A 25287-nucleotide genomic window follows, 5' to 3' on the forward strand; every position below is an offset into this window, starting at 1 on the left:
ATAAAAAAAGCCCAGCAAGGGAGCTGGGCTTCACAAGCTTAAAAATTAATTAAATGACACTGTAACGATATTCGAACATACATTTTCCGTTACACACACTTGGTAATCGTATGCTGGTAACGTTGCATTGCGCATAAAGTCGCGATAGCGGCCAGTATCTGCGGTTGTACCAACCAGCTCGCCATTTCTATACACACTAAGTGTTTGCTCGCCAAGCTGAGGCCAACTTAACTCTACGCGCATAGTATTAAGGCGTGTTTTGTTGGCACGTACTAAGCTCAGTTCAATCTCAACGTCACTCACAACCACTGTTTGCATTACTGTATCGGTATTGCCTTCGCTATCAGTAACCGTCAGAGCTACTTCATAATTGCCGGCTTGTGCATAGGTATGAGCGGGGCTTGTATCTGTTGACGTTGCACCATCACCAAAGTCCCAGCTCCACTGCGTGATATCATCATTTGCATCACGGCTCGTGTCTATAAAGCTCACTGCAAGACCTTGTGCATCAAACTCAAAACCGGCCTCTGGTGGCTGCGGGCTGACTTCACCAATGGCACTAAAGGTTAATGACCAATTATTTAAAGTACCCGTGTCTGCTGCATAGGTATCTTCAACATATAATGTCCAATCACCCGTTGCCACTTCACCATTAAAATCAGCCAGCGCATAACTTTGTACTAAATCATCAGCACTACCGCCCGATTGGCTATGCAGAGTTGACGTTGTGCCTGTTGGTGAGGTTAACGTAACAATCAGATCGCCAATATAGCTATGTGAAATATTAATGTCTGCTTGGGTCGCAAAAACAGTCAGCGGATCATTGACTGTGATCACTGAACTGATACCTGCTGTATCGTTATCTGGAATATCAACTGGGGTTTCATTGCTGTAAGTAAAATCATTTAAGCCCACCGGATCAACCAATAAGCGTACTGATTTTTGCTTAGCAAGCTCACCTGAGCTGCCATTTACAGTAAAGTTATAGCTTCCCCATTGGGTTGACTCTAACGTAGGCACCGTTAAGGTCACGGTATCGCCCGGCATCGCAGTGGATGCTGATAAACTCGCCTGCGCCAAATCACTCACTAATTCGAGATCGACCACGCCATCCCACTCGGCTATCGAGCCAATTTCAAAGGTATAGGTTGCGGTCTCGCCAGCCGTAATTTGTTGTGAGGTCGGTGTTACTGATAACTTAAAGCTTGGCGTTGGATCCGCTTCTTCAAGTGCTCTATTAGCATTGAGGCGTTTACCTGATACTGTTTTACCTTGTAACTGGGCGTTGTCATCACCACTGCTCATCAGCAGCTGTTTAAGCTCACTTGTTGATAGCTCAGGATTAAGTGACAATACCAGTGCAGCAACACCAGCAACATGTGGCGTGGCCATTGATGTACCAGAGTAAGTTGCATAACTATTACCCGGTACGGTTGAATAAATAGCGCTGCCTGGTGCGCCAAGATCAACACTGGTTAAACCCCACTGCGAAAAATCAGACATATTATCGTTACGATCAGTGCTGGCTACTGACAACACGCTTTCATGCTCGTAATTTGATGGATAATGTGGATTTTGGTCGTTATCAACGGCGTCATTACCTGCCGCTGCAACAAATAAAATGTCCGCTTGTTCACTGGCTGTGATCGCATCAGCAAGTGCTTGGCTAAAACCACCACCGCCCCAGCTATTATTCAGTACGCGCACATTAACACCTGCATTTTTCAGGCTCACCATATAATCAATACACTTAATTGCATCGGATGTAGAGCCAGAGCCTGACGCATCTAAGAATTTACAGCCGACAATCGCCGCTTCATGGTTAACACCCACAATCCCGTTATTATTATTGCCTGTGGCGCCAATAGTCCCTGATACATGAGTACCATGACCTTGATCATCCATTGGATCGCCGACATTAGTGATGGCATTAATACCATGCACATCATCTATATAACCATTGCCGTCATTATCGATGCCGTCACCAGCAATTTCATCCGGATTTACCCACATATTAGCCAATAAGTCACTATGGCTGTGATCAACACCGGTATCAATAACACCAATGACAACATCTTTACCACCTGTGGTGATTGACCAAGCTTCTAGTGCATCAATATCCGCATCTGCGGTGCCACTAGATTGGCCTTCATTATGTAATCCCCACAGCTTTGAAAAATCAGGATCGTTAGGCGTACTGGCAATACTGACTCGATAATCAGGCTCAACGTACTCTATCGCAGCGTGGGTTTGCAGTAATTTAATCGCTTGCTTAGTGCTCATTCCTGTCACTTCAAATTTAGCTAAGCGACCCGATAAAATAGACGCATAGTTGTCGTCAATCCCATCTTTATTTAAATCACTCACTTTCGCTTTTACTAAACTACGTGCTTGGCTACGCATGGCCTGCGAAGTGCCTTTTTTATACATTACGAGTAACGAATTTTCAGCAGCGCGCACGGTTGGCTCTGCGGTAATGGTTGTCACTTGCGCTGCAGCTAAACATGGCAAAAGTGCCAAACTTAAAATAGATAATTTAGTTTTCATATTCTGTATCCATAGTTAGAAATATCAACCTGTCGCATAAATGCAACTAAGATTTGCTAACTTCACTACTTTTGAAATATCACATGGCAAGCTTTATAAATGAACAGAAAAATCACAACACACAAGAAAAATTCGTGTGATTAATAAAAAATCAGTCATTAACACTATTTTTACAGCCTTAGTTGTTAACAACACATGCATTTTTATGAGTTAAAGCAGCGAATGCAGCGCCTGCTGGATCCCATCATTTATTACCAATTTTTATCTAAAACCGCTAAAAAAATCCAATAAAAACCATAACCAACTGAAAAACAAGCAAATTAAAAACCCTAAAAAAAGATGATTTAAGTCTTTTTCAATTCACCATACAGTGATCATTCGTTGATAACTGTTACCACCTAGTGCAAGCAGTCTATTGCCACCACTAGGGTGCTGTTATCAGCATCACTCTTCACTCTCTTTTGCAAGAGTGGGCTTTTTTGCTCTTGATATCACAAAACTTAATCAGCAAGGCATGCTGAAATACAACAATGCAGCTTATTTTTATGCTTAATAGCACTGAAATAGCCGCTTTAATAATTATAAGTTAAGGAAAAATCATGAAGTTAAAGAAATCATTATTGACATGTGCAATCGCAGTTGCATTAAGTTCAAGCTTTGTTGCACAGGCAAATATTGATGATAAAAATCAATCAAGCTCGGTATTAGCAAGCCAAGTATCTAGTACTGCGGTGGGTAATGTACTGACAATTGAACAAACCTCATTACAAGGTATCGGTAACGATGTAATGGTCACGCAACAAGGTGATGGCCTTGAAGCAAACGTGACAAGTTTAGGTGATAACAACAGCATTACTGTTGATCAAAAACAACTTCAAAACTTGTCGTTAACCTACACCACTGGCGATAACAACACATTAAATCACAGTCAAGATGGCGAGTTTAACGGTGCATTATCTGAAATAACAGGCAATGATAACACTGTCACAGTCGCGCAATATGGTACTGGCTTTTTTGGTATTAATAACGAAGCGATTAACGTAGTCCAAGGTGACAGTAACGACATTGCAGTAACCCAACAAGATGGCGGCCATTGGTTCTATAATTTTGATTTGCAAGGCAGTGGTAACCAAATTACCGCATCACAAGCGGGTCTTTTAAATGAAGCGACGCTGTCGCTGATCAGCGGTGACGAAAACACCATTGAGGTGACTCAAAACGGACTGTTTAACGCATTTACACTGAATGAGCTGGTTGGTAGTGCCAATGAAGTTGTGATCGATCAAGATGGTAATTTCAATGCTGTTACCGCTTTATCTATGCGTGGCGATGATAGCAGCTTAGAGATTGAGCAAGCGGGTGACTCTAATACAGCATCATTCGCGGCTGTTGAAGGTAACGATAATGACCTAGCAATCGATCAAGAAGGCGATAGCAATACCTTCACTTCAGAGTTATTTGCCGGTAATGACAATCAGGTTGCTGTTGCTCAGCAACAAGATAATAACCAAGTAGGAGCTGATGTACTCGGTGATAACAATGAACTCACTGTTATGCAAAATGGCTCAATGAACGAGACCTACTTGGGCACAATTGGCGCTGACAATGAATTCTCAAGCATTCAAATTGGTAACCAAAACAGCGCCCATATCGCTAACTTTAATGGTGATGGCAATGATGTTGATTTAACTCAAGCTGGTGATATGAACACCGCATTGATCCAATCGTCATACCCTGACACATCGCTTACATCAAACGATAATGATATTAACATCAATCAACTAGGTAGCACTAACGAGGCTACTATCACCTTTGCAAGCGTAATTGACAGTAATAATAACACGGTCGATTTTGTGCAAAGCGGCGACCTAAATGCGATAGATTTAGTCATGGAAGGTAGTAACCACTCAATTGATATTGCCCAACAAGGCGATATGAATATGGTTGCCGGGATTGACGGCGGGGCATTTGTCGTTGGTGGTGACAATATCAACTTTGAAGTATCTCAAGTAGGTAACGGCAATTTGGTCGAAGGCTATATTACCAACTCTAATAGCTCAGTGATCATCACCCAAGTAGGTGATTACAACACGGCTACGGTGACCCAAGAATAGGGATATTGGGGGGCATGCCCCCCATATTTATTTAAACAGATGTTAGTGAAAACCTTTATTACTGCCCTAAGCATGTTGTTTTTAACCACATTCACTGCCTTATCTCAAGGTGCTGAGGAGTTAGAAATAGATGGCCTAGTGCTCGATCGCAGCATTAGTCGTTTTGGTCACCAGTTTTATTTTGAATTTTCAAACCTTTGGCGCGATCTACCTTCAACCGCTGGTTTTAATATCGAAATAAAAGAAACCGTACTTCCTCGTGCGGGCACACAACTGACCTTAGTAATGAATAATCAAATCGTGTATGTCACCTATTTAGGCCGTCGCTTAGAGCCAATAGATGAACGTGTGGAACACGCTTTATACAGTGTAATGGATGCAATGGCGCGCTCTAATTTGCATCAAGCTTCGCCTGATATGGCAAAAAATGGATGGTAAAATGACCCCCTACTCAATAAAAAATATAACAACAATACTAGTCCTGTTATTCCCTTTATCAATCTCTGCCACAGAACTTGTGTATACCCCCATTAATCCAAGTTTTGGTGGTAGCCCGCTCAATGCCAGTATGTTGCTTAACAAAGCACAAGCACAGAACAAACATAAAGCGCCGATCATTGAGCAAAGCTATGCGGAAAAATTTCAAGACTCACTCGAGCGAACTTACCTAAACCGTATGGTTAGAGAGATCACCGATATTGCCTTTGGTGAAGAGCTAGATGAAAGTATTTTTAACCAAGACTCTATATTCTTAAGCGGCGATTATGAAATTCAGGTGATCACCAGCACCGTAGATTCAATAACAGTGCGCATCACCAATACCACCGACAACAGTGTTGTGGTGATTGAAGTACCGAGGTTTAGCTAAATGAAATCGTTATTCATTGTCGTGCTCAGCCTTGTGTTATCCGCATGCAGTAGCATGGGTAATTTGCTCCCACCATCACCACAACAAGCAAACAGTTTAGAGCCAACCGAAACCTTTCAAGCGCTACAGCAATTACCTACACCTGCTGGGAGTATTGCGGTTTCAGTGTATTCATTTCGCGATCAAACAGGGCAGTACAAACCACAAGGTAACGTCAGTTCATTTTCAACTGCGGTCACCCAAGGCGCTAACTCAATTTTAATGCAAGCGCTGCACGAATCAGATTGGTTTCTGCCCGTTGAGCGTGAAGGTTTACAAAATATCCTGACCGAACGAAAAATCATCCGCGCAGCACAGGCTGAACAACCCAATGCGGTTGAATTACCGCCATTGACCACCGCTAAAATCATTTTAGAAGGCGGCATTATCAGCTACGACACCAATGTAAAAACCGGTGGTTTTGGCATGGAATATTTTGGTATCGGCGCATCTGAACTGTACCGTGAAGATGCAATTTCAATTTACTTACGGGCTGTAGATGTGCGTACCGGTCAAGTATTGCTCTCCGTTGCCACTAGCAAAAAAGTACTCAGCCAAGAAATGCGCGCAGGCTTTTTCCGTTATGTAAGTTATAAACGCTTAGCCGAAGCAGAAGCTGGCTATACCGACAACGAACCCATGAGTATTTGCGTTACCCAAGCAATTGAAAAAGCCCTCAGCGATCTAGTCATTAAAGGCATAGATAAAGGTATATGGGCCACCAAGCGTAGTTGATCCCCCCAACGACAGCCTTACTGTTGCTAAGGCTGTATACTAATGACTAGCATCAATTGCATTTACCAAGGAAAGTATATGTCATCAGTCCAAATTGCCCGATACATCATTAGTTTTAGCTGGCTATATCACGGTATCTTGCCAAAACTGATTCATATCGCCCCACTTGAAAAACTGATGACGGCAAGCCTTGGCTTGTCAGAATCGATGTCCTACTTAATCACTAAATCGGCGGGTGTGGGTGAAGTTATCTTTGCCATACTACTATTTGTATATTACCAATCAAAAGTAATCATTGTGTTAAATATCATGGCATTGATTGGGTTACTACTCTTTGTTGTCGCGCTACAACCACAGCTTTTAATTGAAGCATTTAATCCCGTAACGACAAACTTGCCAATTATTGGCCTAAGCCTAGTGCTATTAAACAGTCTAAAAGCTCAACCAGAAAATAACCGCTGCTAGTAGTTATTGCCAACTGCAATGCATAATCCTGCGATGCAAAAAAAACATATCCACGACAAGTGCTTACCTCGAGTAAACGTCAGCGATAGAATGCCACTTAGGATAAACACCACAGCAATAATATGCAGAATATCAATGCTGTAATTACCGCTTGGATTGAGTATGAAATAAATAATGGCCGCAAAGCCCCACCAAGCTATGGTGGTTAAATGCCAAGCAAATCGCAACACCCGCTTTGTAAACCAATCACTGCCTAATAATTTTGGTAAGTTGTCACGCTTAAATAAGCGGATCAAAATATACTTTTCACCCAAGTATGAGTGAACAGCTCCGCAAAATATCAATAAAAGTGCTGCAGCCTCTAACATAGTGTTCCTTACATCCGCTCTAAAATAATCTAACGACTAAAACGCTACGCATGCTCTCGAAGTAATTGAGCTAACGCGGCAAGCTCACTGTCGTCGGCTCTTTCACAATCATGAGATGATAAATAACCCTCATATTTTTCTATAAAGGGCCCGAATGTGGGTTCTATATGATGAAAATCAGAGCCACTGCCAGTGCCATGCATTGGCGATAGTTTGCTATGCAGGTGATCAATTTCATACCCTTCTAAAAACATCCCGGTTCGCCCCACTCCATCTAGTGCTGCGTCTAAAATAAGGGCTACTTTTTTAGTCGCCACTATCAGTTTTGCAAGTACTTGATCAGATTGTGCAAAGGCATAACTTGAAAGGTGCTGTTTAGGAATAACCACAGTCGCCCCTTTAGTATTTGGATAAATAGTTAAAAAAGCCAAATGTTCATCGTCTTCCCACACTTTATGGCAAGGCTCTTTACCCGAAACAATATCGCAAAATACACATTGCATCATAATTCATTCCTTGAACTTCTCGATGTTTATAGCTATTCAGTGGTTAACATAGCCATAAAGGTTTAAATTGAAAAACAGTATAGTAAGCAGCAAATGTACCGATTGCAATTACATCCATATTTTTGCTTTACGCTGTTCAGTTAATTTTGCAATGGTAGCCTAATCGCCATATAGCGCTGCGCCCAATTAGATAACTCGATGCGATTGCGAGAGTTGGTTTTTTTAAAGGCGCTATAAAGGTGAGTTTTTACAGTATGATCACTAATATTCAAACGCTCTGCGATACTATGATTATTCGCCCCTTGTGCGAGTAAATAGATCACTGATTTTTCACGTTTAGTTAGATTTGATAATGCTTCATGTTCACTATCAGTATCGTGGTTAGCTTGCGGCTCAAAACGACTTACCATGGCCAGCACTTCATTAAATGTTGATGAAATAATTTTACGGCTAAACCAAAGTTCATCATTGATTATCCGCATTAATCCTGTGAACACATCTTCAGGAAGGTCATTATTATAAAAAACACCTTTAAAATTATTAAGTAACAGGTTTTTTTCACAAATAGCGTCCGACTGCGCATTAAACACAATAACCGGTTTCACTTTAGCCAAAGCCAGTAAGTCCGCTGGAATTAAGTTTTGCCAATTGCAGCCATTGCTATCAATTAAAAAAAGGTCAAACTCATTGCGATTGTTACAGTGCGGTAGACTATCATCCATTTTCACTTTGCTAAAAAATGCATCTAACGTTTTAATTAAATAGGGATAGCACTGAGATCGCACTGGCATTTTTAAAACGGTTTTGATAAATACAGAGGTTGGTTGAATCATTGCATCTCATCCTTGAAACATTTTGTTTACAATACCTAAATCAACTACAATATTCAACCTGTTTTTTTTCAAATCCATTGATTTATAAAGAAATAAAAATAGCTAAACGTCTAGACGTCTGACCATTAAAGGGTTTTCATAATAATCCCTTTTCATTAAGCCAATACAAAAACACAAACCTTTGTTACCAATAAATTATTTAGCTAAATTATAAAATCGTGACGTAACGCCATTGGTCCAACCAAAACCTTGCTGTACTTTATATTCACCCCCACCAGCTTGGTTTGCTAAATCGCAAACATTGTATTTTTCTAATAGACAACCATCGACCCTAAAGCGTGCTTCTATCATTTGCAGCCAATGAGATATAATAGTATTTGCATCAGCAACAAAGCCATACTGTCTTAAGCCCTGCACCGCAAACCACTGTAATGGTGCCCAGCCATTGGGGCTATCCCACTGTTGTGATGTGTCGTGTAAGGTCGTCACTAAACCGCCTGGTTTTAAAAAGTCTTGCATTACTTTACTGCTAACTTGCAGGGCTTGTTGCTCATTTGCACAGTTCACAAATAATGGTACCACCCCCGCAAGCGATAAGACGTTTGATTGCACGCTTTGCTTAAAGTTATAGTCGACAAAAAAAGCCTGCTCAGTACTAAATAAATACTTATTAATGGCAGCTTTTCGACGCGTGGCTTGAAGCTCAAAGTATGCCTGTTTATTCGTGTCGTTTACTATTTGGCAGTAAACACTCAGTTGTTTTTCAAGGTGATAAAGTAAGCTGTTTAAATCGATAGGGATAATATCGGTGGTTTGAATACTCGTTAGTTCACTGCTGTCTGCTAACCAACGGCTACTAAAATCCCAGCCTGATTCGCAAGCAGCACGAATATTACGATAGTAACTAGCTCGCTGCTGCTCAGGCAATAAAGCAGCATCGTGTAAATCTTCACGTAGCGATTCCGGCCTTGGTGTCGCTTCATCATCCCAATAGCGATTTAGCAAAGCGCCACACGGCATTTTAACCACACGGCGATGGGCAGGTATTTGCGCTGAAAGCAGCTCACCACCTTGCATCCAAAATTCATACTCGTGCTGCAACGCAGCTATACAATCAGTTAGCCAATTTAAGTCATGCTCATCGCGGTATTTAGCCTGCCAAAGTAAATCCACCATCAGCGCTAAAATAGGTGGCTGCGAGCGCGAGCTGTAGTAACTACGGTTACCATTTGGAATACAGCCATTACGGTTTTGCAAGTCAATAAAATTAGCCAGCATTGCGTCGATACTGTCAATATCACCAATGTCTTGTAAACCGAGCGCAGTGAAATAACTATCCCAGTAATATATTTCTTGGAAACGGCCACCTGGCACTATGTAGTTGTGCTTAAGCGGCATTAAAGAGCTACTTTTGACTGTGTCGGCATTACGCTGCAAGTATGGCCATAAACTGGCGATATAGCTTGGTGCATCGTCACTGCTAAGCTGCATTTTCGGTAATGCGGTAGACTCTAAAGTAAAGTGCTGTGCTACAAATTCTGCTAGCTGTTGCGTGGTTAATGGCTTTACTTGCAAGTAAAGTTGCGATGCACCTTGCCAGCTATCGTTAGCAATTGCATCTGCAAAAGTCTTACTGTCACTAAATATAGCCGCCAGTTGCACATCTAAAAATAATTGGCTGTTTACAAAATTCATATCATTCCTTTTTCTAGCACTGCGCCTAAATTCACTGTCATTTTTTTAAATAAAGTCACGCTTATCAATAATAAGCTGATGGGGATCAGCGTGAGATAAAAAGCATGTTGGCCGCTAAATTTATCAAAGATAAAACCGGTGATAACCGAACCTGTAGTTCCACCAAGTGCAGAAAACACCACGATGAGTCCGGTCATCGGCGCATGTTGGTGTTTAGCAAGTGAGCTGAGCATTACGGAGTTAAGTAATGGATAGAGCGGCGCCATAAAAAAGCCAATCAGCGGTAGCATATACGCTGCAAAGGGCACCTCAAAAACACTGGTTATGTGGCTGCCATCAACATCATGGGTCAATGGCAAAATTAACAGCACCAACGCCGCCATTGCAATTAAGCAAGTTAACAACAAGCTATACCAGCCCACAACGCGCAATAACTGCCCTGCCACTAATCGGCCAAACGCTAAAGCAGCGGCAAATAAACTTGCCAACTGAATGCTGACATCAACCGGTAATTTCAGCACTTGGTTGTTAAAGGTAGGCAACCAAGTCCCCACCCCTTGCTCGATCAGCACATACAAAAAAGCACTGATAATAAAAATAATCACTAACGGTTTATAAGCAAGCCTGAGCATGTCGATAAAAGCACGCCATTGATTACTTTGTAATGTTGCTTGTTGCGGCGCTTTTATCGGCGCGAGTAACACACTGACAAAAGCAACGCCGACTAGCACGGCTAATAAGTAATATACGTTCAACCACGAGGTACTTTGTGCGTTAGTAGGGTCAATAAACCCTGAAAACACCCAATAGCCCAATAACACCCCGAGCATAAATATACCTTCAATGGTGTTAAGCAGTGCGGAGTGCTTATTAGCGCTATCAGTCACTTGCCCTATGACCGAGTAAACCGAGATTTTCATAATCGCAAAGCTACAACCAATCACAGCAAACAGCAGTTTAAACGCATAAAACTGCGCAATTGATGGCATTATCAAGCACATCAGCGTTACCGCCCCCAGCGCCACTAACATCGCTAACTTATACCCTACGCGGGGAATAAAAGAGGCGACAACAAATGAAACTATTGCGATGGTTAGATCTTTATAGCCTTCTAAAACAGAGGCTTGAGTTTTAGATATGTCAAAACTATTGATGGCTTGTAAAATGACCGTGCCAACACTATTGAGCAAAATAGCAAACACGAAATAGCTACATGCCAACGCTATGGTTATTCTTATTGGATTCATACACGTTAACCTGATGTTGATTTCTTTTAGCATAGTGTAGCGGAAAATAAAATGCAAACGTTTGCATTTTAAATTTCAAAAATGAGTTAACTCACCCTACAGATCACCAGCTTAACCTTTGCTAGATTGACGGTTAATTAACTCTATTTCAACAACTTGCGATTCAGCTGGCTGGCCTTGCAATTGTGCTAATAATTTTTCAACCAGTAATACTGAGGCTCGCTGCGTGTTTTGTTTAATACTCGAAAGCGATGGATGACTCACATCTGCCATCGCAATATCATCAAAACCAACCAAAGCAACGTCATTTGGAATACTGATATAGCGCTCTTTTAACGCTTTCATTGCGCCTAATGCCACCATATCACTGCAGGCCATAATGCCATCAAAGCATAAACCTTTTTCAACCAACAATTGGTTGATCCCTTGGTACGCTGCACGACTGGTAATATCGATGGAAACTACGTGTGGTTTAGCTTTCGCGGTAGTTATTGCAGCAAGATAACCTCGATAGCGCTCACCTATTTCAGCATGCCCTGGATCCCCTAAAAACAAGATATTTTTAGCCCCCCCTGTTAATAAGTGCTCAGTCGCTAAGCGCCCACCAACAAAGTTATCACTGCCTACAATGGGATAATTACTGGGGGTTTTTGGGTCACCCCAAACAACTAAGGGCACACCGGCATTAGCGGCGGCTTCAATGTTTGCCGGATCTTTGCCTTGTCCAACCACGATAATGCCATCGGCACGGCGACTATTGATAAAGTAATTCGCCCAGTCATCACCGGCCATAAAGGAATTTGACAGCAACAGTTCTAGCCCTTGTTTATTCAACGCGAGGTTTATTTCTCCGACGACTTTAAGTAAAAACGGGTCATTAATTGATTGCTCTGTGCCACTGTCAAAATTAATGATCACGGCGACTACATTGGTTTTTTGCGAACGAAGGCGACTCGCTGCGGTATTTAAACTGAAGTTATGTTGCTTAGCTAATTGCTTTAATTTATCTCGCGTTTCTTTTTTTATCAATGGGTTATCATTTAATGCGCGAGAAACTGTCGAGGTTGATACACCCGCAAGCTTGGCTAGATCCGCTAACTTTAGTTGTTTGTTATTCATTGCTAAGTACGCAGCCTTCCTTAAATCGTGAAGCTGTAATATACCACCATTATTAAAATTAGGCTGCGCCAAGACTTAAATTACATAATAAACATCAGGGTGTATAAAAATAATACAGAAAGTTGTAAAAAATAATTGCAAACGTTTGCATAAAGTTCTAAGGTTTAAAAGAACACAGCATTAACATTTCATTAAATTAGTTAGTGCTTTGTTATTTATAGTTTTTTAAATAACGAACAAAAAATGGGAAAGCAACATGACAACAACACACACACCAAGCAAACTTGCTGGCGCTATTTTTTTAGCGCTATCCAGCCAAGCTGCATTTGCTGATCAAGACACAAATAGCAAGCAAACGACCACAGATAAAAAAGTTGAACGCATTGTCGTCTCTGGTACACCTGCGGGTATAGGCGTTCGTAAAATTGATGCCAGTTACGCGGTTACCAATATTGATGCCGAACAAATAATTAAACTTTCACCAAAAAGCACCGCTGATTTGTTTAAAGCCGTGCCTGGTGTGTGGGTTGAAAGCTCTGGCGGTGAATCGGGTGCGAATGTGTTTGTACGCGGCTTTCCTGGTGGTGGCGACGCGCCATTTTTAACTTTAAGTCTTGAAGGCTCACCCGTTTACCCTGCGCCAACATTATCGTTTTTAGAAAACTCGTCACTCTTTAGAATCGACGAAACCATCGAAACCATGGAAGCACTGCGTGGCGGTCCAAACCCGGTGGTTTCTAACGGCCAACCTGGTTTAACCACTAACTTTCGTTTAAAACGTGGCAGTGAAGACACTCAAGGTTTATTTAAATACACCACCTCAGATTACGATTTGCAACGTGTTGACGCCGTTGTCAGCGGTGAAATATCAGATGACCTTTACTTTATGGTAGGCGGCTATGTAAAAAGCTCACCAGGTATTCGTGATGCAGGCTTTACCTCAGAGAAAGGCAGCCAATTTACGATTAATATCACTAAAGAACTCGATAACGGTGAAATGAATTTCTACACTCGCCAAACCGACGATCATGGCGCATGGTACTTACCCACGCCGCTCAATGTTGATGGCATTGATGCTGAGTACACCCAACTTGGCACGCTAAATCGCCAAGCAACCATTTATACCGGGCCAAATAATGACGCGCACCAAGTCGATATTGGCGATGGCCGCGGTTGGGATGGCCATGTATCGGGTGGTAGCATTAAACTTGAATTTGACAATGGCTGGACTTTTTCAGACCGCTTTAATATCACCAAAGGCGATGCCAATACATTGGGTTTAGTGCCAGCAGGCTCCGCGACTACATTGGGTGAAGTGGCTGATAATGGCCAGTCTGCGATAGGCGCCGCGACAGGCACAACTTACGCTAGCAATACACCCGTGCAGCAATTGGGTCGTTGGGTGGTACTCAAAGAAATTAGTTCATTTACTAATGACTTAGCATTCTCTAAGCAGTTTGAAGAGCTCTCTGTTGCTGTCGGCTATTACACAGCCAGCACTTCAGCCAACGACTGGTGGAGCTTAGGCAATACCGCCTATCATGTATTAGAAGCGGGTGGTGAAATGCTCAATGACATCGCTTGCAACGAAAGCACTGAAGGCTGTGATTTTAATTACGACATTAATTCATCAGGTGATGCACGCACTAATGCTTTTTATAGCACAGCACAATATAAATTAAGCCAAGCTCTCACCCTTGATGGTGGCCTGCGTTATGAAAGCCATGATGTAGAGTACAGCGTAGACGAAGGGCTTGATGGTGTTATTAATCAAACCGTGCAATATGATGAAAGCAAAACCTCATGGACTACCGGTTTAAATTACTCTCTGAATGATGATATGGGCGTATTTGCCCGTGTTAACCGCGGCTACAAAATGCCTTACTTTGATGACTTTAGAGATAACTACGGTGCATACCAAGGTGGCGAAAAGCTAATAAAAGAAGTCACCCAAGCTGAGCTAGGCTATAAGTTGATGACACAAAACACTGACTTTTTTGCCACTTTATTTAGCAACGAAGTAAAAGGCGATACCTTTGTACGCCGCCCAGGTGAGCCTGCGGAAATTTTAACCAACGAAGCCTACGGTATTGAGCTTGATTACAACTTTAATCATCAATCGGGGTTTTCTGTTAATTTAAATAGCACATTACAACAAACCGAAATTACCGAAAGTCCAGAAAATAAAGGTAATGACGCACAGCGCCAACCGAAATGGCAAGTACGTGTAACACCAAGTTATGACTTCGAAATAGACGGCATGTACGCCACACTCTATGGTACTTTGTCAGCGGTTGATGACCGCTTTGGTAATAACGAAAACACCGTAACACTTGATGGCTACGAAAAAGTTGATTTAGGTTTTATTTTGGAGCCAATGGAAGGCATTAAACTACAATTAGCTATTGATAACTTAACCGACGAGCAAGGGATCACCGAAGGCGACCCACGTAATGCCGACGCCCCCAATGGCCGTTACATTATGCCGCGTACAACACGCTTAAGTGTCAGCTACGAATTCTAAACTCATCTCCTTAGATCAATACCCAAAGCCGCGGTGGTTAATACACTGCGGCTTTTTTAAATCACGCTTTGCACTAAAAGCCGCTCTTGTGACTCGCTCTCTTGGCGCTTGAAATAACTAAATATTAATAAGCAGCTCAATGCAAGGCTTGCCGCAATAAGCGAGCCTAGCGTAGCAAAGCGAAAACTAAACCACTGGGCAATTAAACCGGTACTAGCAGTGCCTAGCATCACCCCTACTTTAATGGCATTGCCATAAAAAGCAGAGGTAAAACCAATTCGTGAAGGTAGCTGCTCTTGTAAAATAGTCAGGCCGATACCCGCAAAGATCCCGTAAAAAATAGCATTAACACCTTGTAGTACAAAGAATTGCCATACTTGAACGGCAAAAAATACGCCAATATAGAACAACATAGCGCAGCTAAAAGCAAAGCCCAACAAGGCTGTTTTAGTGATACGCTTGCTGAGCTTGGCGCTATACAACATCACAGGGATCTCAATTAATGCCACCATGCCCATAAATATGCCAGGCATATTATTAGCAAAACCCAGTTCATTTATTGTATAAAGTGGTAAAGCACTGGCGTACATAATATTACCAATTGAAGCAAATGTTATAGCAGCCCCTAAGGCCCAAAAAGAGTGATTGATCGGCTGATTTGGTTCAGCTTTTTTAGCTCTGTCGTTAGCATTAACGCTGGGCAAAAACTTTATCGCAAAAATTAATGCCAACAACGCAAACGTAGCTGCGGTATAAAATGAGCGACTAAAGGCAACCCCTGATGCAAGTAGATAGCCAAGTGGCGGTCCTGCGACCCACGCAAATGAAATGGCGGCTCTCAGGCGAGTATTAAACTGGGTGATATCAATATGCTCTTGCTCATCAGCCCACTGACGAGCAATGGTCATAACTTGCGGTATCGCGGCATTGCCCATTGACAGCAACAACACGCCGGCTGCAAACACCTGCCAAAAAGATGTTGCGTTAGCGAATATGACTAATGCCAGAGCCATCCCTGAGACCGCAATCATAAACATTTTTTTAGCGCTTACGCCCTTATCAGCCAATCCGCCTAGCCATTGACTAAAAAGAATGCCCATTAGCGTGACACCTGTGGTGTATACGCCCAAATAAATGGGTGGACTTTGTAAGCCTTCCACAATAAACAAACTCATTAGTGGATTAACAAATGCGCCAATTAAGCCCGTTAATAAGCTTAACAAGATAAATACCACACCATATTGTTTGCATATCGACTTCAAAAAACACCACACAGACACTAAAAATAGGCCGCGCATTATACGCGGCTTTAAGTAATATTAAAATACAAAGTGGGTTATTTAATAATCACTACAATTTACATTAAGCACATTTTACCAGCCATTAAACTACGTATAAAAACACAGCCACAGCTTGTAAACTGTGGTTTTTAGTTCGTTCAAACATCTAAAAACAGCGTATTGATAAGTGCAATATGCTGTGCTTCAACTTGTTGTTTTAACACCTGAATAAAATCCATTGCCGTTGCAGGTCGGTTTGGATACGCATACTCTTGCCATACTGATTTAAGTGCGCTAATTATAGCTTCATCGCCTATTTCAGCTCTTAACTTAGCAAATACGATCGTTGCTTTTGAGTATTGATCATAGCTTTTTGTTGAATCAATCAACGCCATTTTAGCGGCAATATCCATACGCGATACTTGCTTGTAGCGCTTTGTTTCATAATCAACTAATGCGTTCATAGCGGCTTTACCGTAGCGCTTTTCTATGATCACTAATTCGATATATTTGGCCATCGACTCAACTAAAAAAGCACTGTCTGCAGGCACACTATTACCAATATCATGACCAAACCACTGATGCGCAGTTTCATGCACTGCACGGCGATAACGCTGATCAAAGCCAGCATCATCGCTTGGTCGAGCCCTAAAACCCACTTTATCTTCAATTAGTATAATTTGCGGTAAGGCATAGCCAGTACTCCCAAACGGCGCAGCAGCAACTAAGCTCAATTGCTTGGCTTTATACGCAACAATATTATTTTTAAACCAATCAAGTGTGTCGCTGATCGCTTGTAAATTAACGGCGGTTGCATCTGCACGCTCAAGCACATCTTGATTTTTTGCGAATACTTGTAAGTTAACACCGTCATATTTTTTAATTTCAGCAGTAAAAGGCACTGACAGCCAAGCTGGTAAGTTATTAATGGCAGACAATGTTTTAAACTTAAAAATTTCACGGCCCTGTTCAAGTTGATGTGTAAGTTGCTTTCCCTGTGTCACTATTTGATATCCTGCTGCCGTTGATACTGTGCTCGACATCGTTATGCGCTCATAGTGCTCTGGTCTATTTTGCCCTTTAGTAAGTAACGCTGAAGCTAAAGGGCGAACCTTTGGTTGCAAACCATATTGAGCTCGTAAGCTTGTATCTGTTAACTCATAGTTGATTTGATAGCCAATGGTTGGCAGCACCGGAACTGCTCGAATATAGCTAAACTCTGGGGTAATGATTTGATGCCCACCAGCTGGCCACAACTTTGCTTGATGTACTTCAAATTGTGTTGTTAATTGCCGTGTCTCATGCGGTTTTATTGCTACTGCAAACTCATACACAGCTTGATTTAAGTCAGGATAAAAAGCGATTTGTGTCGCACCTGCAATCTTCACCTTCGCCCACTTATAAAATCCCGCTCTGCCGACTAAAATTTGCTTAATTGCCCTTGCATGCGGATTCTTTAAGGTGTACGTAAGATCAAACTTGGCAAACTGCTGATGTGGATAAAAGTCAATTTTTGCATCAATATGGCTAACCTGAGGTTGCAATTTATGCTGCCAATCTGCAAAGGTTTTTTCATAATTGGCTTTAAAGGCTTCACGTTTATGTGAATTGGTGAGCGGCTTTTCGTAAACCAAACGCATATGTAATTGCACAAATAGACCGATTGAGAGAAGTACTGGCATAATTAACCATGCATCTTTTCGCTTAACAGCACGCCTGCCAAGCCCTGCACCGCGATGATTAAATGCGCAACTTAGCAATATAAAGCTTATGCAGGCCACCAACCACACCGACATATATGGCCAATAACTATTCAAACTTGCACGATATTGCCAAAATTCATTAGGTGGTTGTAAGGGGGTCCAAGCTAGACTCCAAAATGTATGAGTGAGTCCTAAGTAAGTCATAACCGGTGTAAATTTGAGTAATAACATTACAAAAACAACCAGTGCTGCAATCAGTATTGAACGACAAAGATTAAACACACACACCGTTACCCATGCAATTAGCATCAGCGGCAGTGCCGTTAAACATAGCACATATACATGATCATACGCTTGATATTGACTACCATTAAACCACTGCGCCAAAGAAGCACCAACAAAGCTCATCGTTGAAAAAATAATAACTAATGTAGTCAGTATCAGTAATTGACTAGATAAAATAGTGGCCGTTTTAACTGGCGTTACAGCGATTAACTCAGCCATATTAAAACGCTTTGCATAACAGCTTACCTGCCAGCTCCAAAGCACCATCAATAAACACCCAAACAGTATTTGCATATCAAACGCATAGTGACTAATTGCATCGATGCTGGTTGCGCTTATTACACTCAGCGGCTCTGCATAATCAGCAGAAGAGGCAACACTATTGAAAACCATGGCAGGCCAAACTAATAAAATTAATAGTGTCATTGGGTGTTTTAAAACATTGCAAAGCGCTGCTTTATAAAATGCGAAAAATATCGGCAGTTCATGGTTTATTGCACTCGCGGGTTGGTACGAAACACTTGCTACTGTCACTGACTGTGAATAGCTCAGTGCATTTTTTACTGGCTTATTGAACGAGCTAAAAACGCTACTCGCAGCAACCGCACTACAATAGATAACGGTTGTGAGTAACAATATCAGCACCCGATTAACGGCTATAGCCCAGCCCTGAGGCTCAATAAAGCTACCTATAATCGCGGTGTATGCGAAAGGATCTAACCATACAAACAGTTGATAACTAGTTTCGCTGATAATACTACTTCCCGCTAATATGGGATTGCCTGTAACACTTGCAAGCAGTAAGTAACCAATCCATAAAACCGCAAATACAACATAGTTCACCAGAGCACTGCTGAATTTTTGGCAAAACCAAAATGCAATTACGCCAAGCAAGCAACTATTAGGAAGCAACACAAACAGGCTGTTCCAAGCCAGTTGGTTGATAATTTGCCAGTCAAAACCTTTGCTATGTATTTGCATAACCACCATTACCAGCGTACTGATAAGCGCAATCACAAACACACACAACACCAACGTACCTACACGTAGCAATGCACTTTGTTTAAACGTGATAGGCGTCACTGCCACCAGCTCTTGCATATTGTGTATTTGATCACGCAAAAAAAATGTCGGTGCTAAAGCTCCTGTAAGTAAAGCTAGTTGCATCATGTGTAGTGCAACTAAATGGAGCTTAAATTGGTTTATAATGTCGCTATCTTCGACGGCTAAACCTGATGCTAATGTAAACGCAAATAGCGGGGCGGCTAAAAAGCAAAGCCAAACCAAAGGCTGGCGAAACACATAAGCTAGTTCGTTGATCAGTCGCATGTGTTACTACCTCGCGATCTCAACTCATAAAAGTATGTATCTTGCAGCGTCACTTCAGCAGGTATTGCATGTTCAGCGGGCGCCACTCTGGCATAAACACGAAATAACGGTTTGCCGTATCGATAACTTTGGCTTAATACAACGGCCCCTTGGGGTAATGCGGTAGGAAGGCTTTTTAGCAGCCATACATAACCATGTAATGGTTTTATTAGTGCATCTACTTCGCCACTTTGAATTAACCGACCTTGATTGATCATCGCTACAAAATGACACTGATTTTCTATATCTTCCACAATATGGGTAGATAACAGCACCAGACGCTGCTTACTAATAGTTACGAGTAAATTATTGAGACTTTCACGCTCTGCGGGGTCTAGCCCAGCGGTTGGTTCATCTAAAATAATCAGCTTAGGATCACCTAGCAACGCTTGAGCAATACCAAAGCGTTGTTTCATCCCACCAGAAAAGTGACTCACCTTTTTACTTGCAAATTGAGATAAGTTTAACAGCACTAAGAGATCACTTATTTGCTGCTTCCGCTCTTTTCTACCCAGGCCCTTTAAAATTGCGATATGCTCCAGCAAAGCAATACAACTCATATTTGGATAAACACCAAATTGCTGCGGTAAATAGCCTAGTTGCTTGCGCATTTCATCGGGATGTTGCAACACATCTAAACAGTTAAAATTCACCTGACCATTATCAACGCTTTGCAAACAAGCAAGCGTGCGCATTAGGCTTGACTTACCCGCGCCATTTGGCCCAAGTAAACCAACCATTCCGGTTGGTAAAGTAATGGAAATATCACTTAATGCTTGCGTCCCATCTGCATATTTTTTATTAATATTTGTAAGTGTTAGCATCGTTATGTTCCTCAATTGACGAATAGTCACACTAAGCAACAGCTATACAATCAGCTAGCAAGTAATGATCAACACCTAAAACTAAGGGATAAAAGTAACCATTTGGCACTTGTCATTAAAAACCTCACTTTCATCATTATCTGCGTGTTTTAAACAGCATAAACACTAAACTGCCCCATAGTTTGAGTAATTATGAACTCTAAAAATGTAAATTTACGAGCGCAAAGATGTGTTTTAGGCTCTTAAAGGTTAAAGTAATATATCAACTGAATTTAAATTGGAGTTAAATGTGCAGGCGGTTATTTCCTTTGTATCACAGCGGATTAAGGTAAAATATGTTATTGCATTGCTGCCTCTTTTTGCTGCTGTTTTGCTTGAAGCCCACATACGCTACCTATCTTTAAGGCTCAGCTCACCTACACTTTACTTACAAATAAATGCGCAGCTACTGTTAGAGTGCCTGCCTTTTTTCATTGCGCATGTTATGGCATTTAAGCGATCAGCAAGGCTGGCTGTTATGATCTGGTTGTTAGGCTTTATCGCTTACCCTGCCTTAATGTACACAGTAAATACGGTGTTTTCACAATTTGCCAATTGGCATTATCTTGAACTGCAAGGTTGGATTTTATGCACTGGCGCGAGCATTATATGGCTGATATCTCAGCGCACCATAACGGTTCAAAAATCACTCGTCAGCCAATGGCTTAGTTCATTAATATCGTTAGATAATGTGGTGCTGATAATACTCTTTTGCTGGTCATTTACCATTGCTGGAGTACTCAATACGCATGATAATCCTTTACTAAATCAACCTTTCGCATTGATTTTTGAACCCAGTAAAATAGTTTCCCAGTTTAGCCAATTTTTTGCTTATTTTTGGCAACTGAGCGTTTATGCAGTGATTATTTATGGCCTGTATCTATTTAACCGCTATATCCTTATTCGTCATTTACTCGCGACTCACGGCGTGTTTACCTTTGTCGCTGCATGCATAATTTTTATAGCGGTTTTGACCCCTTTATTAACCGCAATAGTGCTTACCCTACCTATAAATGATCTACCCACAAGCATTGCAAACCTAACACCCAGTGGCAACCAAAACATTTTTAGTAAGTATAACTATCAGTTTATGCTGCTCTTTCTTGTTATAAGCACCCCCATTATTTTAGCGTTTGAGCGCCAACAGCAACAAAGTAAGTTTAATGAAATCGCCAAGCAACAAGTCCAAACCGAGCTAAAATTACTACAACAACAAGTTAATCCACACTTTTTATTTAATACTTTAAATAACTTATATGCACTTACACTGACAAAATCAGACCAAGCACCGCAATTAGTGCTGCATTTAGCTGATTTACTGCGATACACCGTTTATGAAGGTCAAAAGCCATCTGTTCCATTAGCAAAAGAGCTAGACTATCTTAAAAACTTTATCGAATTACACAAAATTAGAAGTGCTCATCAATGTAAATTTAATCTAGTTTGGCCAAGCAATTCAGAGACGTTTAACATAGCGCCGTTACTACTGATTATTATCGTTGAGAATGCCATAAAACACGGTGTTGAACCCAGCTCAGATGCAGCAGCAATAACGATTAAAATTACTATCAATGACAACATATTAACGCTTTATTGCGCAAACCCAATTAGACCTAAAATGGCCAAAAACAAACGGGGGATCGGGCTTAACAATCTACTAAGACGGTTAAAACTTTTATACCCAAATAAACATTCACTCACAACATATGAGCAAGAGGAAATTTGGCAAACAACACTGACATTGGAGCTGTCAAAATGATAAAAGCAATCATCGTTGATGACGAGCCACTGGCGCATCAAGTAATTCAACATCATTTAACAGCACACAGCAATATTAATCTGATTGGCCAATACTATAGCGCTAAGGATGCCTTATGTGCGCTGGCGAAATCAGACATTGAGTTAGTTTTTTTAGACATTAATATGCCAGAGTTAACAGGGCTTGAGCTATTAAAAGCACTCGCGGCTCCTCCGCAAGTGATCATAGTGAGTGCCTATCAAGACTATGCCGTAGCCGGCTTTGAGCTGAATGTAACTGACTATTTGCTTAAGCCTGTTTCAGCACCAAGGCTGAGCCAGGCACTCAACAAAGTGTACCAACGCACTGCACAGCCTTTAACTCAACAACCCAAAACTATTACCCTCAAGGTTGACCGAGAAAAACGTAAATTCACCTTAGATACTATTGAGTACCTTGAAGCCTACGGTAATTATGTAAAGTTGCATCAGGTACACAACACCACACTTGCCACAACAACACTGAAGCAGCTTTCTCAGCAGCTAGCAGGTTCATTTATACAAATTCATAAATCGTACTTAATTAATAAAAGTAAGGTAATTGCTGTTAACAATGAATATGTTGAACTCAGTAGTGGGGCTATTATTAAAATTGGCAAATCATATAAAGAGCTCTCTCGTACCCTACTTTAAAATAATGCTAATAAGCGCTTTGCAAGCAGCTTATGCGTTTTACAAGGCCAATGTACTCCCTCATTAGGACATGCAGAGATAAGTGCAAAGCCGTCTATAAACAAACAATCTTGACGACCTGCCACTATTTTAAACTCTATAGATAATTGCTTTGCTTTATTGCTTGCACCTGCGTAAATGTTTTTGTAGTTGCCCACTTCATACACCTTTGGCGGACTCAAGATGATTATTTTTGGCTGTGTTTGGCCGTGATAAAAAGCTTTAATAGCTAAAATCAACTCCTCCAGCGCCTGTGTAATATCGATAGCAGAAAGTGTAAAGCGTGCTTTTAAATCATTAGTACCAAGCTGAATAATAATTACATCAACTGTGTGCGCTTCCAGATACGCTTTTAAATACTTAATGCCTGATTTATCACCACTAAATGGCGGATCTTTAACTAAGGTTCTATTTGGCTGCCCCGCTTCAATCACTTGGTGTTCTGAGCCTAGCAATTTTGCAAGTATGCCCGGCCAGCGCTCAGTTTCAGTCAGCCGTTTACCATCAATAGGGGAAATTCCAAAGGTATTGGAGTCGCCAAAACACAGAATATTCATCAGAACGGGTTCAGCGTATAGCCTTGCTGCTGTAACTGCGCATGAGCGGTCATTGCAGAAAGCGCCATTTTCACCCCAGGGATAAGCTGCTCCGGCGCTACCTTCATATGCATTGCCGACTGCCCACACACATACACAACGGTGTTATTCGCAAGCAGCTGTTTGAGCAAGGATTGGTTTTTATTATCAGTATCAAAGCGGGCTTTATAAAAACTGTTTTCAAGCACATCAACACTCGCACCACCGTGTATAACTAACGCCAGCTGAATGTTTTCTGGCTTCACACCATGAGCCACATGCATATTAATAAAACGCGCTAACGAATTAATGTGATTATTTTGCGCGCCTTTTTCAGCACCATCCCCTACATCAAAGGCAATTTTAAACTGCGCTTGGCTTAAGTCCGACACATGCTTTGCTACATTGTAAAAATAACCAAAATCTTTGATAACAGGAGTTGGCTCAGCAGCGATCGTTGTTAAGCTAGTTATAAGAAGGCTAAAGCCTAAAAGTAACGTTTTCATAAAGCATCCTTTTTACTTTTTTGTTTAGCCTAACTCGATTACCACTATTTAACTAGCCTGAACATGTGAATGTGCTTTAAAAGTCATCCCTAGATAATTAAAGGTATGTTTAAACATAGCTATAAATGCGTCTGGCGCTGAGGGAGAAGTAGCATTAGACAACAGTGAAAACTGTTTTTGGCGCAAGGTTCTAAGCTTAGGTTTTAACGCCTCGTCATCCATGTAATCTGTGATCCTATCCATAAACGCCTTCATTTGTGGCGTAGTGTTATACCAATACACAGGGGATGCGAACACCCAATGATCATAACGTAATAACACTTCAAACAAATTATAAAAATCATCATTTTTATATTGCTTGTCATAACGATAAGGTGAAATAACATAATCATCTAAGCAAAAAACAATGCCACTTTGTTGCTTGCTATACGCATTCGCTTGCGCGGTAGTATTACCATTTTTACGGCCACTTGAATAAATGATTGCAGTGTTATGTGCTGATTTTTCTTGCATTGGGTTAGCTCCTTTTTTTATGATGGAGCAAAGCTTAAAACCTCAAGCTAACTTAAGGTCAATAAACAATCTGTAAATTTTTTAAAAAGAAGCAAAACTATGACCGTTCAACAAAAACAACTCGTCGAAGCTAACTTAACGGTAGGTTATGTGGCTAAACGCAGCGGCGTAAAAGTATCAACACTGCACTTTTACGAAACCAAAGGGTTAATACGCAGCTGGCGTAACAACGGCAACCAACGCCGCTATAAACCCGATGTACTGCGCCGCGTAGCCGTGATCAAAGCAGCGCAAACAATGGGCATAACGCTTGAAGAAATAAAACAAACACTGGCAACTTTGCCCGAGCAACGTACCCCAACTAAAGAAGATTGGTCAGCACTATCAAAAAACTGGCAAGCACAACTTGATGAACGGATTGCTTTTATGCAGCGCCTACGCGAGCGAGTTGACGGCTGCATCGGCTGCGGTTGCCTGTCAATGACCAAGTGCCCTATTTACAATAAAGACGATTACTTAGGTGAGGAACAAAGCGGGGCTGTGCTTTTGAATAACCCTCAAAAAGAATTAAACAATGGGTAAATTAAAGTAGTGACGCAGTAGCAGGTTTTGCCAGTTCACAATCGGCGAGTTTAACTGCACACATTAAAACGTTCAATCCGTAC

22 protein-coding genes are annotated in these 25287 nt (G+C 41.4%); 9 read left to right on the plus strand and 13 right to left on the minus strand.

The genetic code is table 11. The features are described 5' to 3' along the window. Positions 1 to 45: 45 nt before the first annotated feature. Entirely contained in the window at positions 46 to 2547 is a 2502-nt protein-coding gene (locus ACMVDV_RS21970; protein WP_416159678.1) for a S8 family serine peptidase, read from the minus strand. A 599-nt stretch (positions 2548 to 3146) separates the two neighbouring features. On the opposite strand from ACMVDV_RS21970, the gene ACMVDV_RS21975 reads away from it, so the two are divergent. The 5 genes from ACMVDV_RS21975 to ACMVDV_RS21995 all read left to right on the plus strand — a co-directional run bounded on the left by ACMVDV_RS21975 (position 3147) and on the right by ACMVDV_RS21995 (position 6768). Further along, positions 3147 to 4661, plus strand: coding sequence for a curlin (locus ACMVDV_RS21975; protein ID WP_416159679.1), 1515 nt, complete (start codon positions 3147 to 3149; stop codon positions 4659 to 4661). 72 nt (positions 4662 to 4733) lie between these two features. Beyond that, complete coding sequence (locus ACMVDV_RS21980; protein WP_304182573.1) at positions 4734 to 5099, plus strand: curli production assembly/transport protein CsgE; 366 nt, start codon at positions 4734 to 4736, stop codon at positions 5097 to 5099. Beyond that, entirely contained in the window at positions 5089 to 5529 is a 441-nt protein-coding gene (locus ACMVDV_RS21985) for a curli assembly protein CsgF (RefSeq protein ID WP_304182518.1), read from the plus strand. The genes ACMVDV_RS21980 and ACMVDV_RS21985 overlap by 11 nt, the downstream gene beginning before the upstream one ends. After that, positions 5530 to 6303: a CsgG/HfaB family protein gene (locus ACMVDV_RS21990; protein ID WP_304182517.1), complete on the plus strand. Its 774-nt coding sequence runs from the start codon at positions 5530 to 5532 to the stop codon at positions 6301 to 6303. 78 nt (positions 6304 to 6381) lie between these two features. Continuing rightward, positions 6382 to 6768 carry a DoxX-like family protein gene (locus ACMVDV_RS21995; protein ID WP_416159680.1) on the plus strand — a complete coding sequence of 129 codons (387 nt, stop codon included), beginning with the start codon at positions 6382 to 6384 and terminating at the stop codon, positions 6766 to 6768. On the opposite strand, the gene ACMVDV_RS22000 is transcribed toward ACMVDV_RS21995, so the two are convergent. The 6 genes from ACMVDV_RS22000 to ACMVDV_RS22025 all read right to left on the minus strand — a co-directional run bounded on the left by ACMVDV_RS22000 (position 6765) and on the right by ACMVDV_RS22025 (position 12536). Continuing rightward, on the minus strand, positions 6765 to 7136 hold the full coding sequence (locus tag ACMVDV_RS22000) for a hypothetical protein (RefSeq protein WP_416159681.1): 372 nt from the start codon (positions 7134 to 7136) through the stop codon (positions 6765 to 6767). The two genes, ACMVDV_RS21995 and ACMVDV_RS22000, sit on opposite strands and share 4 nt — an antisense overlap. A gap of 44 nt (positions 7137 to 7180) precedes the next feature. Then, positions 7181 to 7642, minus strand: a complete 462-nt coding sequence (locus tag ACMVDV_RS22005; RefSeq protein WP_416159682.1) for an HIT family protein — start codon at positions 7640 to 7642, stop codon at positions 7181 to 7183. Between the two features lie 140 nt (positions 7643 to 7782). Then, entirely contained in the window at positions 7783 to 8475 is a 693-nt protein-coding gene (locus ACMVDV_RS22010; RefSeq protein ID WP_304182513.1) for a response regulator transcription factor, read from the minus strand. Between the two features lie 195 nt (positions 8476 to 8670). Beyond that, a complete protein-coding gene (locus tag ACMVDV_RS22015) occupies positions 8671 to 10170 on the minus strand; it encodes a trehalase family glycosidase (protein ID WP_304182512.1) in 1500 nt (499 codons plus the stop codon). Next, on the minus strand, positions 10167 to 11417 hold the full coding sequence (locus ACMVDV_RS22020; protein WP_416159683.1) for an MFS transporter: 1251 nt from the start codon (positions 11415 to 11417) through the stop codon (positions 10167 to 10169). Before ACMVDV_RS22020 ends, ACMVDV_RS22015 begins: the two co-directional genes overlap by 4 nt. A 111-nt stretch (positions 11418 to 11528) precedes the next feature. Further along, on the minus strand, positions 11529 to 12536 hold the full coding sequence (locus ACMVDV_RS22025) for a LacI family DNA-binding transcriptional regulator (protein WP_416159684.1): 1008 nt from the start codon (positions 12534 to 12536) through the stop codon (positions 11529 to 11531). Between the two features lie 256 nt (positions 12537 to 12792). Between ACMVDV_RS22025 and ACMVDV_RS22030 the strand changes: the two genes are divergently transcribed. After that, positions 12793 to 15060 (plus strand): TonB-dependent receptor, encoded by a 2268-nt coding sequence (locus ACMVDV_RS22030; RefSeq protein WP_416159685.1) that lies wholly within the window; start codon positions 12793 to 12795, stop codon positions 15058 to 15060. 56 nt (positions 15061 to 15116) lie between these two features. Here the strand turns inward: ACMVDV_RS22030 and ACMVDV_RS22035 are convergent, their stop codons facing one another. From ACMVDV_RS22035 to ACMVDV_RS22045, 3 genes are all read right to left on the minus strand, one after another. Further along, positions 15117 to 16322 (minus strand): sugar efflux transporter, encoded by a 1206-nt coding sequence (locus tag ACMVDV_RS22035; RefSeq protein ID WP_416159686.1) that lies wholly within the window; start codon positions 16320 to 16322, stop codon positions 15117 to 15119. Between the two features lie 176 nt (positions 16323 to 16498). Further along, on the minus strand, positions 16499 to 19657 hold the full coding sequence (locus ACMVDV_RS22040; protein WP_416159687.1) for a M1 family aminopeptidase: 3159 nt from the start codon (positions 19655 to 19657) through the stop codon (positions 16499 to 16501). Next, positions 19648 to 20520, minus strand: coding sequence for an ABC transporter ATP-binding protein (locus ACMVDV_RS22045; protein ID WP_416159688.1), 873 nt, complete (start codon positions 20518 to 20520; stop codon positions 19648 to 19650). Before ACMVDV_RS22045 ends, ACMVDV_RS22040 begins: the two co-directional genes overlap by 10 nt. 517 nt (positions 20521 to 21037) lie before the next feature. On the opposite strand from ACMVDV_RS22045, the gene ACMVDV_RS22050 reads away from it, so the two are divergent. Next, on the plus strand, positions 21038 to 22318 hold the full coding sequence (locus ACMVDV_RS22050; protein ID WP_416159689.1) for a sensor histidine kinase: 1281 nt from the start codon (positions 21038 to 21040) through the stop codon (positions 22316 to 22318). Further along, positions 22315 to 22989 carry a LytR/AlgR family response regulator transcription factor gene (locus ACMVDV_RS22055; RefSeq protein WP_416159690.1) on the plus strand — a complete coding sequence of 225 codons (675 nt, stop codon included), beginning with the start codon at positions 22315 to 22317 and terminating at the stop codon, positions 22987 to 22989. Before ACMVDV_RS22050 ends, ACMVDV_RS22055 begins: the two co-directional genes overlap by 4 nt. Here ACMVDV_RS22055 and ACMVDV_RS22060 read toward each other — a convergent pair. From ACMVDV_RS22060 to ACMVDV_RS22070, 3 genes are read right to left on the minus strand one after another with little or no spacing between them, the layout of a single operon-like run. Beyond that, a complete protein-coding gene (locus tag ACMVDV_RS22060; protein WP_416159691.1) occupies positions 22986 to 23585 on the minus strand; it encodes an SGNH/GDSL hydrolase family protein in 600 nt (199 codons plus the stop codon). The two genes, ACMVDV_RS22055 and ACMVDV_RS22060, sit on opposite strands and share 4 nt — an antisense overlap. After that, the gene (locus ACMVDV_RS22065) at positions 23585 to 24109 is read right to left on the minus strand and encodes a DsrE family protein (protein ID WP_304182502.1); all 525 of its coding nucleotides are present in this window, start codon (positions 24107 to 24109) and stop codon (positions 23585 to 23587) included. Before ACMVDV_RS22065 ends, ACMVDV_RS22060 begins: the two co-directional genes overlap by 1 nt. A gap of 48 nt (positions 24110 to 24157) precedes the next feature. Next, positions 24158 to 24622: a flavodoxin family protein gene (locus tag ACMVDV_RS22070; RefSeq protein ID WP_064664583.1), complete on the minus strand. Its 465-nt coding sequence runs from the start codon at positions 24620 to 24622 to the stop codon at positions 24158 to 24160. Between the two features lie 99 nt (positions 24623 to 24721). On the opposite strand from ACMVDV_RS22070, the gene soxR reads away from it, so the two are divergent. Continuing rightward, entirely contained in the window at positions 24722 to 25204 is a 483-nt protein-coding gene (soxR, locus tag ACMVDV_RS22075) for a redox-sensitive transcriptional activator SoxR (RefSeq protein WP_304182501.1), read from the plus strand. Positions 25205 to 25287: the final 83 nt, after the last annotated feature.

Origin of the sequence: Pseudoalteromonas sp. ASV78, from assembly GCF_047806705.1 — a bacterium.
Lineage (GTDB): Bacteria > Pseudomonadota > Gammaproteobacteria > Enterobacterales > Alteromonadaceae > Pseudoalteromonas > Pseudoalteromonas prydzensis_A.